General features: G+C 46.6%; 15 protein-coding genes. 8 read left to right on the forward strand and 7 right to left on the reverse strand.

The window, feature by feature from the left end:
* Positions 1 to 77: 77 nt before the first annotated feature.
* On the reverse strand, positions 78 to 743 hold the full coding sequence (locus tag ACK5NH_RS03085; protein WP_416917749.1) for an alpha/beta hydrolase: 666 nt from the start codon (positions 741 to 743) through the stop codon (positions 78 to 80).
* Positions 744 to 795: 52 nt separating this feature from the next.
* A complete protein-coding gene (locus ACK5NH_RS03090; RefSeq protein WP_416917750.1) occupies positions 796 to 1,023 on the reverse strand; it encodes a DUF3389 family protein in 228 nt (75 codons plus the stop codon).
* A 385-nt stretch (positions 1,024 to 1,408) separates the two neighbouring features.
* On the opposite strand from ACK5NH_RS03090, the gene ACK5NH_RS03095 reads away from it, so the two are divergent.
* Complete coding sequence (locus ACK5NH_RS03095; RefSeq protein WP_416917751.1) at positions 1,409 to 3,337, forward strand: M1 family metallopeptidase; 1,929 nt, start codon at positions 1,409 to 1,411, stop codon at positions 3,335 to 3,337.
* Positions 3,338 to 3,627: 290 nt separating this feature from the next.
* Here the strand turns inward: ACK5NH_RS03095 and ACK5NH_RS03100 are convergent, their stop codons facing one another.
* A complete protein-coding gene (locus tag ACK5NH_RS03100) occupies positions 3,628 to 4,116 on the reverse strand; it encodes an FKBP-type peptidyl-prolyl cis-trans isomerase (protein ID WP_011623029.1) in 489 nt (162 codons plus the stop codon).
* 232 nt (positions 4,117 to 4,348) lie between these two features.
* Positions 4,349 to 5,644 carry a lytic murein transglycosylase gene (locus ACK5NH_RS03105; RefSeq protein WP_416917752.1) on the reverse strand — a complete coding sequence of 432 codons (1,296 nt, stop codon included), beginning with the start codon at positions 5,642 to 5,644 and terminating at the stop codon, positions 4,349 to 4,351.
* A gap of 404 nt (positions 5,645 to 6,048) precedes the next feature.
* Here ACK5NH_RS03105 and ACK5NH_RS03110 point away from each other — a divergent pair, with 404 nt between their 5' ends.
* Together ACK5NH_RS03110 and ACK5NH_RS03115 are read left to right on the forward strand one after the other, a co-directional pair.
* Positions 6,049 to 6,408 carry a DUF2750 domain-containing protein gene (locus ACK5NH_RS03110; protein ID WP_416917753.1) on the forward strand — a complete coding sequence of 120 codons (360 nt, stop codon included), beginning with the start codon at positions 6,049 to 6,051 and terminating at the stop codon, positions 6,406 to 6,408.
* 57 nt (positions 6,409 to 6,465) lie between these two features.
* Positions 6,466 to 7,107, forward strand: coding sequence for a hypothetical protein (locus tag ACK5NH_RS03115; protein ID WP_416917754.1), 642 nt, complete (start codon positions 6,466 to 6,468; stop codon positions 7,105 to 7,107).
* A gap of 104 nt (positions 7,108 to 7,211) precedes the next feature.
* Here the strand turns inward: ACK5NH_RS03115 and ACK5NH_RS03120 are convergent, their stop codons facing one another.
* Together ACK5NH_RS03120 and ACK5NH_RS03125 are read right to left on the reverse strand one after the other, a co-directional pair.
* Entirely contained in the window at positions 7,212 to 8,165 is a 954-nt protein-coding gene (locus ACK5NH_RS03120) for a chemotaxis protein CheV (RefSeq protein WP_416917755.1), read from the reverse strand.
* Positions 8,166 to 8,347: 182 nt separating this feature from the next.
* Positions 8,348 to 8,992, reverse strand: a complete 645-nt coding sequence (locus ACK5NH_RS03125; protein ID WP_416917756.1) for a class I SAM-dependent methyltransferase — start codon at positions 8,990 to 8,992, stop codon at positions 8,348 to 8,350.
* 95 nt (positions 8,993 to 9,087) lie between these two features.
* Between ACK5NH_RS03125 and ACK5NH_RS03130 the strand changes: the two genes are divergently transcribed.
* The 5 genes from ACK5NH_RS03130 to ACK5NH_RS03150 all read left to right on the forward strand — a co-directional run bounded on the left by ACK5NH_RS03130 (position 9,088) and on the right by ACK5NH_RS03150 (position 12,350).
* Entirely contained in the window at positions 9,088 to 9,645 is a 558-nt protein-coding gene (locus ACK5NH_RS03130; RefSeq protein ID WP_416917757.1) for an LON peptidase substrate-binding domain-containing protein, read from the forward strand.
* 115 nt (positions 9,646 to 9,760) lie between these two features.
* Positions 9,761 to 10,429 carry a sigma-70 family RNA polymerase sigma factor gene (locus tag ACK5NH_RS03135; protein WP_416917758.1) on the forward strand — a complete coding sequence of 223 codons (669 nt, stop codon included), beginning with the start codon at positions 9,761 to 9,763 and terminating at the stop codon, positions 10,427 to 10,429.
* Positions 10,422 to 11,117: a ChrR family anti-sigma-E factor gene (locus ACK5NH_RS03140; protein WP_416917759.1), complete on the forward strand. Its 696-nt coding sequence runs from the start codon at positions 10,422 to 10,424 to the stop codon at positions 11,115 to 11,117. The genes ACK5NH_RS03135 and ACK5NH_RS03140 overlap by 8 nt, the downstream gene beginning before the upstream one ends.
* A gap of 522 nt (positions 11,118 to 11,639) precedes the next feature.
* Positions 11,640 to 11,813 carry a hypothetical protein gene (locus ACK5NH_RS03145; protein WP_011072074.1) on the forward strand — a complete coding sequence of 58 codons (174 nt, stop codon included), beginning with the start codon at positions 11,640 to 11,642 and terminating at the stop codon, positions 11,811 to 11,813.
* Positions 11,814 to 12,089: 276 nt separating this feature from the next.
* On the forward strand, positions 12,090 to 12,350 hold the full coding sequence (locus ACK5NH_RS03150; RefSeq protein ID WP_416917760.1) for a hypothetical protein: 261 nt from the start codon (positions 12,090 to 12,092) through the stop codon (positions 12,348 to 12,350).
* Positions 12,351 to 12,353: 3 nt separating this feature from the next.
* On the opposite strand, the gene ACK5NH_RS03155 is transcribed toward ACK5NH_RS03150, so the two are convergent.
* Positions 12,354 to 13,301: a 1-aminocyclopropane-1-carboxylate deaminase/D-cysteine desulfhydrase gene (locus ACK5NH_RS03155; RefSeq protein ID WP_416917900.1), complete on the reverse strand. Its 948-nt coding sequence runs from the start codon at positions 13,299 to 13,301 to the stop codon at positions 12,354 to 12,356.
* Between the last annotated feature and the right edge of the window lie 145 nt (positions 13,302 to 13,446).

The following is a 13,446-nucleotide window of genomic DNA, read 5'->3' on the forward strand; positions in this document are numbered from 1 at the left end:
GATTGTTCTCTATATAAAACACCACGCAGCCAAAATTCAATTTACCGCATGGCGTTTTTATCAGCATTTAGATTTTTCTACATTTCAAAACACTGTTGTAACCAAGTGCTTATTGCTTTTAATTGTACTGGGATGACTGAATGCGGCATCGGGTAGGTTTGCCATTGCACCGAATATCCCCCAGCTATTAACGCGTCTTTCGCTAATAAACCTGCGGATAATGGCACTAGATCATCCTGTTCACCGTGCTGATGTAAAATAGGCGTTTTCGCATTGGCTGCACTTAATTGGCTGGGTAACACATCACCCGTCGGTAAATAACAGGACAGCGCCATAATGCCAGCGAGTTTTTGGGGATAACGTAATCCGGTAAATAGGCTCATCACCCCGCCTTGGCTAAATCCGGCTAAGACGATGCGCTCACTGGGGATCCCCGCGGCGATTTGTTCGTCAATCAAGGACTGTACACTCAGCTCCGAGGCCATCACGCCCTGCATATCGGCTCTATCGTGCAAATCCATGCTTTTAATGTCATACCAAGCGCGCATAATGTAACCACCGTTGATGGTCACCGCTTGCTCTGGCGCGTGGGGGAAGATAAAGCGAATGCTGTGTCCCGCTGGCAAGCTTAATGCTGGAACCACAGGTGCAAACCCTGCGCCCGAGTCCCCTAAACCGTGCAACCAAATCACCGCAGCCGTCGCCTCAACTTGAGGCTCAATCACAATACGTTCAAGTGTCATACTGACAAATCCCTTATAAATCAAAAGTTATTATGCTCGCCCCGCGAGCGATTTACAGATAATCAATACCGAGGAGGGCTTGCAATGCGTCAAGCTGGTTGGTGTTATCTAATTTAATGCTCCAACGCACGCCGCCGCCATTGGCGATGATCATCGGCGGCTCCTGCCTAAGGCTGATGTCTTCGGCCGCGGCTTGAAGGACAACGTTGGCCATATTCAGCCGGATCTGCACTTCAAATTCGGTGGCAATCAACCTACCCTGAGAAAATTCCACTAGCATAGCAATTCCGCTCTCGTGATGAACCACTCTTAAAACGCGCCATAATAGCAAAGTTATTTCGCTAAGGATGAACTTTTAAACTCGTATTACTGCTGAAGACAGACGCGCCATAGGCTAAGCAAGCTTAGGTTTACCCATCACCATCAAATCTACATCGCACGGTATTGAGCGTGCTTACGTCAAGTCCTTATGCGCTCGGAATAAACTCTTAACCCAGCCTTTAGCAAGGCAATCCGAGAGTCTAGATAAAGTTTAATTACATTTTAGTGTCAGCTAAATTGCCCCAAACCAGAGCAGTTCGAGTAAAATCCCGCATCAGCGATGACAGCCCGCTCACGGCTAGCACCTTTACACCATAACAAGAATCACAACACTGGGTGGTTATATGTTTTTATCCCGTCGTACCCTCATTAGCAGCGCACTCTTGATGCTGCTACCATTAGTACAGTATGCCAATGCAGCCAATACCTTACCTAACACGAGCCTTGCGAGCGTTGCTTCAAGCCAATTGCATACTGTCACCGATGAGTTGACCTTTGCCAATTACCAGCAAGTGAGCATTCATCACATCGCATTGGCATTAAATGTAGATTTTGCGCAGCAGCAACTCTCGGGGGATGCGATTCTCGAGCTGGATTGGCATCAGGCCGGAAAAGTACTAGTGCTCGATACCCGTGACCTTTCGATTAACAGTGTCAGCATGGTAAATGCAAACGGCCAATGGCAATCCGTGCCCTTTAGTTTAGGCTCGGCCGATAAGGTCAAAGGCGCAGCGCTCACCATAAACCTACCTCAAGAGCGAGTCGCCAAGGTCAAAGTTAATTATCATACATCCAAGAATCCATCTGGCATTCAATGGCTTACTCCTGAGCAAACCCAAGGTAAGCAATGGCCATTTATGTTTAGTCAGAGCCAAGCCATCCATGCCAGAAGCTGGATCCCGCTGCAAGATACGCCCGCAGTGCGCCAAACCTACAGCGCCACCGTCACAGCCAAGCAAGGCATTAGCGTCGTCATGAGTGCCGACCGAGAGAGCGTGTCTGCGACGCAAACCCAATTCACTATGCCGCAGGCGATTCCAGCCTACTTGATTGCGATTGCCGCAGGACACCTGCAATTTGCCGCCTTAGACGACACCTCAGGCATTTGGGCCGAGCCCGAAATGCTTGCCAAGGCCAGCAAAGAATTTGCCGATACGCCGAAGATGATTGCCATCGCCGCTAAACGCTACGGCGATTACCGTTGGGGTCGATACGATTTACTGATCCTTCCGCCGAGCTTCCCCTTCGGCGGGATGGAAAATCCGCGATTATCCTTTATTACTCCCACAGTCATCGCGGGAGATAAAAGCCTAGTGAGTTTAATCGCCCACGAGCTGGCCCATTCTTGGTCGGGGAATTTAGTCACTAACGCCACCTGGCGCGATCTCTGGCTTAACGAAGGTTTTACCACTTATGTGGAAAACCGCATTATGGAAGATCTCTATGGCCGCGACCGCGCCCTGATGGAGCAAACCATTAGTTACTCTGAGCTATTGGCCGAATTAGCCGAGTTGCCCGCCGGCGATTCTGTACTGCATATTGACTTAGGCGAGCGCGATCCCGACGATGCCTTTAGCGGCGTCCCCTATGTGAAAGGACAATTATTTTTGCGCTTCCTCGAGCAAAAATTTGGCCGCGAACGGTTCGATACCTTTGTGAAAAGCTACTTCGATCACTTTGCGTTTCAAAGCATTACCACGGAGCAGTTCCGCAATTACCTCACGCAGCAGTTATTGCAAAAATATCCCAATATCGTCAGCGAGTCCGAAGTGGATACTTGGGTGGAGGGACAAGGTTTACCCAGCTTTTTAGTGCCCCCCAACTCACACGCCTTCGATGATATCGATGCCCAGCGCCAAGCATGGTTAGAAGGCAAGCGTGATGCCCGCGCCCTAAACACTCAGGGCTGGACTGTGCATCAATGGCTACGCTTTATTAATGAAATGCCAAGACTAAATCTCACTGAGCAACAATTAGCCGAGTTAGATAAAGCCTTTCATTTTACTGGCACCCACAATAATGAAATCGCCTTTGCTTGGTATGCCCTCGCCCTCGATAACGGTTACTACAGTGTCTTGCCGGCACTGAAACAACATTTAACCGAGATTGGCCGGCGCAGACTGATTGTGCCTTTGTATCAAAAACTGGCGAGCAGCGAGCACTATGACTGGGCAAAAACCGTTTACTTGGCGGCTCGCAGTGGTTACCACCCACAGACCCAAGCGAGTCTCGATATGATGTTTAGTGACAAACCGATGGAGCATGTTCATTAAGCGGTGTGCTTGTTGGGATTGGGCGCAGGATTGCCTGTGCTCAAGCCTCGCCACGAAACGTGGGCATAAGTTTAGCGGTGAATCCTTTGCACCAAAAACCACGATATTGATTGCGAAACTGTGGTTGCGAGACGCTGATTGCGCGACTTTGATTACAAAACATGGATTGCAAAACTAAGCATTAGCGCACAAAAAAGCCCAAACCTAGGTTTGGGCTTTTTTTACTTATCTGGTCATTACTTCCGAGCACACCTGCTGTAACAGAGTATTTATGGGAGCAACTACACAGATTAGTGGTGGTGACCGCCTACACCGTGGGCATGACCGTGGGCGATTTCTTCATCGGTCGCATCACGGGCGCCAACCACTTCGATATCGAAGGTTAAGTCACGGCCCGCTAATGGATGGTTAACATCCACAGTCGCCATAAACTTACCCACTTTGACGATAGTCACTTGACGTTGACCCTGATCAGTGTGAACCACAGCCGTCATGCCTGGCTTCCACACGCTAGCGCCTAACAGGTGCTTCACAGACACACGTTGCTGCGCCGCTTCACCTTCGATACGTTGACCATAGGTTTCAGTGCATGGCAGAGTAACAGTGAACTTTTCACCAATCGCTTTACCATTAATCGCATTCTCAACACCTGGCATCATGTTGTCATGGCCGTGTAAGTAAGCAATCGGCTCGCGACCTTCGTTCGTCTCGATCACTTCGCCTTTTTCGTCGCGCAGAGTGTAGTTAAACTGCACAACCATATCGTCTTTAATGCTCATCGAATATCCTTTGATTTGCTTCGATTTCAAATGTCGGCCGAGCTTAACAAAACTGGCCTTTGCACTCCACTGTTTTATCCCTGCGATGCATTACCAAAGCCCAGACTACTGCGGATTAGCGCGCTTAGTTTGAGCGATTTCGCGTCCCAGCTCCTTGAGTGGCACTGGGTTGCATTAATCATCGGCCCTGAGCACTTAACGTTCACACGCAGTACGACTCAAAGTAAAAGGCTTAGAGCGAAATCCCCAGTGCGCTAAAGACTTCAGGGCTTGGAAAACCGTCAGCAATCATCTTTTGACTACGCTGGAATGCCTGGATCCCCGCCGCAGAGTTACGCCCAAGTACGCCATCGGGCTTGCCCACATCGAAGCCAGACTCATTCAGTTTGGTTTGTAACTGCTTGATTTGCTCACGACTCAACCGTGGCTGCTCTGGCGGTGCCACTTTTAGCGGCTCGCCACCATTAATTCTATCGGCCAAGTGACCAACGGTAATAGCGTAAAATTCAGAGCGGTTCCAACGCATGATCACATTGAAGTTCTCATAGCCTAAAAACGCGGGGCCAGTATGGCCCGAAGGCAAATACAGTGCGGCCTTCATCTCGATAGCGGGTAAAGGCTGCCCATTAGTTTGCATCACAGATTCCGCCGCCCATCGCGATAAGGGCTGCGCCTGTTTAGCGCCTAAGTTTTCATAACTAAAATTACGCGGTAATAACACTTCACGGCCCCAACGCTCATTGCGTTGCCAGCCTAAGTGTTGCAAAAAGTTCGCCGCCGAGGTGAGCGCATCTTCTGTGCTATTCCATAGATCGGCCTTACCGTCGCCATCTCCATCGATGGCATATTTAGCGTAGGCCGAGGGCATAAATTGCGTGTGCCCCATGGCGCCCGCCCATGAGCCCACCATTGTGCTCTTATCGAATCCATATTTTTCTTTTAACTTAAGCGCTTGCATCAGCTCAGTCGTAAAATAACCACTGCGACGCGGCTCACAGGCCAAGGTAGCAAGGGAATCTAATACGGACATTTTGCCTTTGTAGGAACCATAGTTAGTCTCAAGTCCCCAGAAAGACAGAATATATTGTGGTGGCACACCGTATTCCTGCGCCAGCTTATCGAGCAATACTCGGTGTTTTTTCAGTAAACGCCGACCTTCATTCACCCGCCAATCGGTCGCCCGCTTGGTGAAATAGTTGTTGAAGGTTTGGCTAAATTCGGGCTGAGCTTGGTCAAGCTCAATCACTTTTGGCACAAACTGCAAACTGGCGACTGTGTCTTGGATAGTTACTTCGGATAAACCTTCACTACGCGCGCGATCCTGTAGGTTAGCCACACAGGTAGGAAATGCCGCAGCATGGGCGGCGATGGTGTCACTGAGCTGCATTTCTTGTACGGCGGCTTGGGTCTCGGCAATAGCGGTTTGACTATTACTACCGCCCGAGGTTGGCGCGCTTGAACACGCACTTAAGCTCACACAAGCGGCGATACTGGCGGCAAGATAGGACATTCCTTTCAGTTTGATCAAATCAATTACTCCTACATCAGTGCTAAGGGCTTATCTTAGCTAAGCGAGGCAAGCGGTTAAAAAACCATGCCAAGAGAGATACGATGTTTAGCCATAAACGGGTTACCCCTGTGTTGAACATTCAACCAAAAGGTAACGGCCAAAAATCCACGAAACTATTTTCTCCCCCAGAAAATCGTGCCAGATACTCACCGATTATTAAGCAATCATTATCGGTGCCTCTGCTCGACACATCCTGACCCATAGCGCCCGCTAACACAATGCTTGTCACGACAAATCGCCAGATAAATTCACTTATTGCTCAGTTAAACAACAGCGAAAAAATCTTAGCAAAGAATCCCTTGGACTATCTAACCGTTGCCGTATAATGGACCCGTTAACAGCATACTTCAAAGAGACCTATCATGACTGAAATCAACGCAGCATTAGCTGGCTTTATCGAAAACGTAAAAGAACATCAAACACTTTGGGGTTTGATGGATGAAACTGGTGAAGGCTGGGTCGTTTGTGACTCGGGCGAGTATGAAGATACTGATGTTATGCCTTTATGGTCGAGCGAAGCGCAGGCAAAATCTCACTGCACTGATGAATGGAAAGACTACCAAGCGGTTGCCATTAGCCTCGACGAATTCCTCGAGTACTGGGTATCGGATCTCAACGATGATGGTGTGTTGATTGGTGTCGATTGGCAAAGCGATGAAGACTGCTTAGAGCTGGACCCTATCGTTCTGGCTAAAGATCTCGTTGATGTTGAAGAAGTTTAATCCTCTCAACCCGATTGGCATGTTTATGACATCAAGGGCAGAGGTATTTAGCTCTTGATGTCCGCTTTCCCTTGTATCGATATACCCTTCGATAAGCGTCACCTCTGCTGGTTTTGTGGCGAGCCTTGCAAAGACCTATTTGAATATCAAACTGAGTCACACGCGCCCCACCCTGCATTGGCCGTTCCCTGCTGCGCAGAATGCTTAAAACTGGCGAAACAACATACTTTAACGTCGATCTGGGACTGCCGGATGGCGGTTAAAGATGCCCTTCTGACTGTATATGCTAAGCACTTAGCCATTGGGATTAATTGGACAGAGGAAGAGTTGGCCGAGTCTGAGTTCTCCTGCAAAGTGTTTGAAGGCTTTAAAAAAAGCGCTTGGATGATGTATCAAATCGCCCGCGACAGGATTAACTTTCCGGGTTGGCCAATACAGCTTGAGGGGGTTGAACTCGAATGCCAGCTAGACAGCACTCGCTTTGAATTTGATGGGGTCACTTACACCTCTTTACCTGCAGCAATTCACTACTACAGCCAACAATTTTTCCTAGATCCGCTGTTTTTTGCCGAGCTTATCCGGTTAGTCGGTAGACAGAGATTTAACTATGCCCTCAGGCTTGCACGGATCCATATCGCGACTACCAAAGAGATGAAGCGCCAAGTCCTTGCCGATGTTAAAGCCGAGCTGAACGAGTAGCGCAAATCGCGGACATAACACTAAAATTGCCAGCCTTAAAACAACGAAGCCGCCAATAGCGTATGTTGCTAAGGCGGCAAATGTGCTTCGATCGTGTTACTTAGCTAGGCGGCATTATTGTTGAGGACTTGCTTCAATCTGTCCTGTACTACTTCCACCAGCAAATCTGGCTGGAACTTCGAAATAAACCTGTCACAACCAACCTTCTCCACCATGGCATTGTTAAAACTACCACTGAGCGAGGTGTTAAGGGTGATGAATAAATCCGCCATAGCCCTATCATTACGCACTTCGTAGGTCAGCTTGTAGCCGTCCATCTCAGGCATTTCCGCATCGGTTATCATCATCAACAGCTCTTTGGCGACATTTTTACCTTCATCGCGCCATTTCTGTAATAAATGCAACGCCTGTAAGCCATCGGAAGCCTCGATAATTTCAATCCCGAGCTGGCCTAAGGTCTCACGCACTTGGCGCCTTGCGGTGGAGGAGTCGTCGACAATCAGCACCTTTCTGCCTGGCATCTTATCTAACAGGCTCTCATCCAATACGCCTTCGGAGAGGCGCACATCGTAATGGACGATTTCTGCGAGTACTTTCTCAACATCGATAATCGATACCAGTTGCGACTGCCCTTGGTATTCGATGCGCGTGATGGCCGTGAGGTAATTATTCCGCCCCGCCGTTTTAGGCGGCGGCATAATATCGCTCCAGGTCATGTTGATAATGTGCTCGACCTTACCGACTAAGAAGCCCTGCACACTGCGGTTATATTCGGTGATGATCATATTGGCATCATCTCCCGGAGGCACAGGTTTAAAGCCGATAGCCGAACGCAGGTCAATCACGGGAATTGACATACCGCGAATATTGGCTACCCCAAAAATATGTGGATGACTGCCGGGCATCGAATTTAACGGGGGTAACTTGACGACTTCTTTGACTTTAAAGACGTTAATCGCAAATAACTGAGTAGAGTTAATTCGAAACAGCAGCAGTTCGAGCCGATTTTCACCGACGAGTTTGGTTCGTTGATCTACGGTTGCAAGCACGTTTGCCATAATGCGACTTCTCTACTTTGGAGGAACAGCTTTCCTCACCAGCGACGGATTAAGCTAAATTATAGCGGTAAACTCACCATGAGAACCATGCGACAAGTCGATTTTATCTAAAAATTACAATCACTCGGATGTTTTATTTCGTTAGCATATCCCACTAATCACAAGTAGTTAGCTTACAGCTATCAGGTGCCTATCGAAGCAATTCCCACCTTATATGCCATTCGTTTTTGTGCCAGCACCATGCCCGAAAGATTGAGAAGATTTCGATCACATAGGATCTCAAATCCCGCCTGACGAAGCACCGTCAGCCACTCTGGGTGGTTAAATCGATTCTGCTGTGGATGCTCAAACAACCAGCGACTCAAAGGATTGCAAATGGCGGCGCGGTATAAATCCTCCACCACAAAAAAGCCGTTGGGCTTTAGCACTCTTGCCACCTCGGCAATCGCCGCTTGCCAATCGGGAATATGGTGAAACACGGCAAAGTTAAACACTATGTCAAACTGCGCATCCGCAAAAGGTAATGCAGTGGCATCGGCAACAGAAAAATCCAAGTGGTTCAACCCAGTTGGGGAATCATGCCAGCGCGCCTTCGCGGCACTGACCATATCAGGATCAAGATCGACGGCAGTGACCTGCTCAGCTCCAAAATGGTCTCGGATCAACTGGATCCCATTACCAAAACCACAACCAATTTCGAGCGCATGGCGTATATAGGGAAGAGGTTTGGGCATCATTGAAGTCAGTAAGGGCGCTTCGACATGATTCTGCAACCAAAAACGCAGCGGATGCTGGACTAACTTTTTCTCAAATGGATTTAACTTCATTTCATCCCCTTAATGGGTCGGTTATTGCTTGGTACACTGATCAAATTCTGTATATGGTACGTAATGATATAGACATAAGTTCATTTGAGGCCACTATGAAATTACCTCTTTTTCCTTTGCCAATTTGTTTATTACCAGAGGGATATACCCAGTTACGGATTTTTGAACCTCGGTATAAACGCTTAGTGGCCGAATCGCTTAAATCAGGCGACGGCTTTGGGTTGTGCATGACTTCTGAAGAAGGGAAAACCATTTATCCTATCGGGACGCTAGTGCATATCATCGATTTTGAAACCTTACCCGATGGTATGCTGGGAATAAGCATTCAAGGAAAACAACGCTTCACACTCGACGATATTGCAGTCGAGCCAGACGGTTTAAAGCGCGCCGAAGTTAACCTTATCGATAATTGGCCTGCATCGCCTATCCAAGAAAATGAACGTTACTTGAGCAAAATGCTGCAGAATATTCTCAAGGAGTACCCTCAACATCTTCAACATTATCAAGTGGAACAATTTGAGGATATCGCCTGGGTTTGTCAGCGCTGGTTAGAAATCCTACCCGTACAAGCATCTGAGAAGTACAGTTGTATCAATGCCTTAGACCATCAACTAACACTGGACTTATTACGAACTGTGATTAAGTCATCTTAAGTGATCCATTATTCAGCACCCTACGTATTGCTTCGTATGCTTATCGAATGTTAGCCGTGAAGACACATCCTTTGCGATGTTCTGACTGGATTGAACCTTAAGAAAGAGCTCAATAATGGAAAATTTTCAATCACATTTAGCGCAGAATCGCTATGATAGGCAGTTATCACCCCCTATCGACATGGCTATGGAAAACGATCGCCCAATTTCAACAGCCAATGAGCTAATCACAGATACTGACTCTTTGGCTCGTGCCATTGTTAAGGTTGCGAATCAAAGAGATAAAGCAGCCTTTGCAAAGCTGTTTAACCACTTTATGCCCAAAATCCGTGCATTTGGCCTGCAAAGATTAAATCAACAGGGTCTTGCAATGGATCTGGTACAAGAAACCATGACCCTCGTTTGGACTAAAGCCCATTTATACAATGCGGACAAAGGTTCGGTGGCAACTTGGGTATTTACCATTATGCGCAATCAGTGTTTCGATATGCTAAGACGGGTTCAGCACAATAAAGAGGATGCCTTCGGTGACGATATCTGGCCACTCTGCGATGTTGCCGTTAGCCAAGAGAACAACACCGACCATAAATTGACCGCCAAACTGCTCGCACATTTAGATGCCCTGCCCCTAGCTCAGCGCCAAGTGGTTCAAGGGATTTATATGCAAGAACTCACGCAACAAGAATTAGCCGATGCCTTAAAAGTCCCGATTGGCACGATAAAATCGCGACTCAGATTGGGGTTAGAAAAGCTGAAAAGCTTTTTGGAGACACAACATGATTAAACATCATCCCCATACCGACTTACTGCTAGCCCATGCAAAGGCCGAGCTGCCTTTATCTATGTCCATCGCAATCGCGGCCCATTGTGCCCTATGTCACGAGTGCCAATCACAAGTCAGCCAATTCACCGAGCAGGCGGCAGAGCTCGCCTTTGTGGCGCAGGGCGACACACTAGATCAAACTCCGATGAATGCAACAGACTCATCGCAGGATGACGCTTTGCAGCAAATGTTGTCTCAGATTATGGCCTTACCCGAAGCGACACAGACGGAAGACGACTATCCTGTAAAATCAACGGTTTCCCTTAACCATAAAAATGTGCGTTATGAAATACCGAGAGTGTTTCGTCAACATATCGCCCATCCGTGGCAACAAATTGGTAAAGTCAGCCGCATGCGCTTCAATGTGGATGAAAATAATACTCGCGCAAGCCTGTTACATATCGATGCTTTAGGTGAAATCCCACAGCATACCCATAAAGGATATGAACTGACCTTATTATTAGCGGGCGAATTTTCCGATCTTCACGGCCAATATGTTCCTGGTGATTTCATTATCTTAGATGGGAAAACCCAACATTCCCCCAAAACCCAGTCTGGCTGCCTCTGTTACACAGTGTTAGACGCACCGCTGTATTTTACAAAAGGACTCAGTAAATTATTGAATCCGATTGGAGAGCTGATTTATTAAATTGGTCATTGCCAAATAACCCTATACATTTGAGAAACAAATAATACAAAATAAAAACATCGGTATTTCCCGCTGAGTAAAAAATAAACTTGCCAGCGGGAGTTTTACTGCTATACTGCCCTGCGTTTTGAGAAGTTTCTTGTCGTTATCCTTTTTACATCGATTTGTACATTTGCTTAAGGCAATGGCAAAATCGATCCTCACAAAGAAAGCCTACTACAAGTAAGTCCCACAAAAATAATGAGTTAGTGATTTTCTACATCGACTCTAAAACAGTGAACTAATTAATTCAGCCAATGTCATAGTATTGTCACTTTGCTATGGTCAACTGGGCTAATTGAGATTTTCCATTGACATAATCGCTGATATGCATTAGTTATCAATAATGCGTCTCTTGATTAATCATCGTGGAATGGGTAACCTCAAGACTCATTAGTATCATCTTTCGCAGCTATGCTAAGGATATTTTATCGTTATTACTTGCTCACCTAAGGGTGAATTTAATTAAAAGGAGTGTGGCCTATGTCATACAAAATTAACGGACATGAAATCACAGTGAATTTCCCTGTAGATTCAATTTCAGTCAACAAAACATCAATTGCTTTTACCGATAGACAAGGTAAAAACAGACAAACTTTTTCAAAGCGTACCGAAGCCTTAAACTTTATGAAATGGCTTTTGTCGTCAAATAAATAAGTTTGAATTAGTACTCATTGAGTACATATAACGGCATGTTGATTTATTCGGTTCTCATTTTCCTCGCCATACCGAAATCAACTCGCCATTATTGATAGCCTAATATCACGATCCGCTACCCCTTCACGTCGATATGACGAACACGTTTGGTTCAGCCAGTATCTAGCTCACACAGATACATGCTGAGCCAAATGCGTATTCCTAATCTAGATCAAACTCGTCTGCTTTTGCCTCTGCTAATATAGTCACTCAATGAGTTTGGTAAATGTATTTTCTATGTCAAAACCCGATACCCAAACGGCGATGCAAGCCTTGATAACCCATATTCAACAGGTGATCCCACTCAACTTAGATGAAGCACAAATGTGCCAAGGTGAGTGTTTAGGCTGCTCTAAAAAAATGCTCGAAATGCTCGATACAGAAATAAGTTACTGGCAATATTCAGCCGATACTCCGGGATTAAAAGATCTGAAACATCTTGAAAAGATAGCCACTCGCACTCACAAAGTTTTAAAACGCAATCACCTGATTGGGTAATCGTTACCGTTCACCTACCCTACCAAATTTTCGTCGATATCTAGGCAACATAGTTTCATTTCCTAATAACCCACCTTGGTGAATATAAAGAATGGGAGAGGTTTTCTCACGCCGTAAATAATCCTCGAGCACAATAAAACCTAAGGGATCGTAGAGTAATTCAAATTGCACGCCGCTGGCACTGAGTTGCTGCCACATGGCATAAAACTCAGGATAGAGTTTCCCAAAATGGTATTTTTTACCCACGTTCAAAATCTGTGGATGTTCAGCTAAATTGGAATTTAACAGGCTAAATTGCTTAGTTAAATACTCATCGCCACCGACAACCGCGCAGGTGAGTACTCTAATATCCAATTGCTTACGCACGAAATACTGATTTAAAAATAATGCAGTGGTTCCTGTGCCTGCCGGTAGAAACACTTTTAGATCTGTCATCCCCCGTTGCATTGCCCAAGTTTCAATGTCAGCCGCTAATTGACTAACACCATATTCGGCATACTGGCAGCGTCCACCTTCAGGAATAAACAATGCGTTCGGCTCAGTAGGCAACACTTGCTGCTCAATATAATCTTGGCAAGTCCAGCCAGGCTCCCGCTGCAGTGAAGGATTTGCTCCAATCAAGCTGGATAAATCAATGACATGCGTACCGTTGGCGATGGCAGCAGCATAGTTCCCCGTCGGTAACTTGAGTATATGGCTGGCAATATGATCCACATAAAAATCGCACTGCCAGCCCTTCAGTTTGGCGAGCGCAGACAGTGAATAAAGTGAGTTGGCCTGCGCAGAACCATGGCCTATCACCTTAGAGATCCCCACAAACTCATGGTCTAGAAAATAGGCAAATTTGCGCGCCTTGTTCCCACTAAATGCGGGATGCAATAAATCATCTCTTTTGAGAAAGATCTCGCGCCCGGCAAAGGAAAAAGACTCTACAGGGCTTTCAGCGAGCAAAGTGTTTGCAAACAGGCTATTGGGTAGCATGGATACTCTCTAATGAAAACATGGTGTTTAGTGTAACGCGAGCTTGCCTAAAGCGTCCGTAACAATTAAGCATTTTTGCGAAAATCTAGCGTAAATTACAACTAGACAGAACAAC

The organism is Shewanella sp., assembly GCF_047975355.1.
Classification (GTDB): Bacteria; Pseudomonadota; Gammaproteobacteria; order Enterobacterales; family Shewanellaceae; genus Shewanella.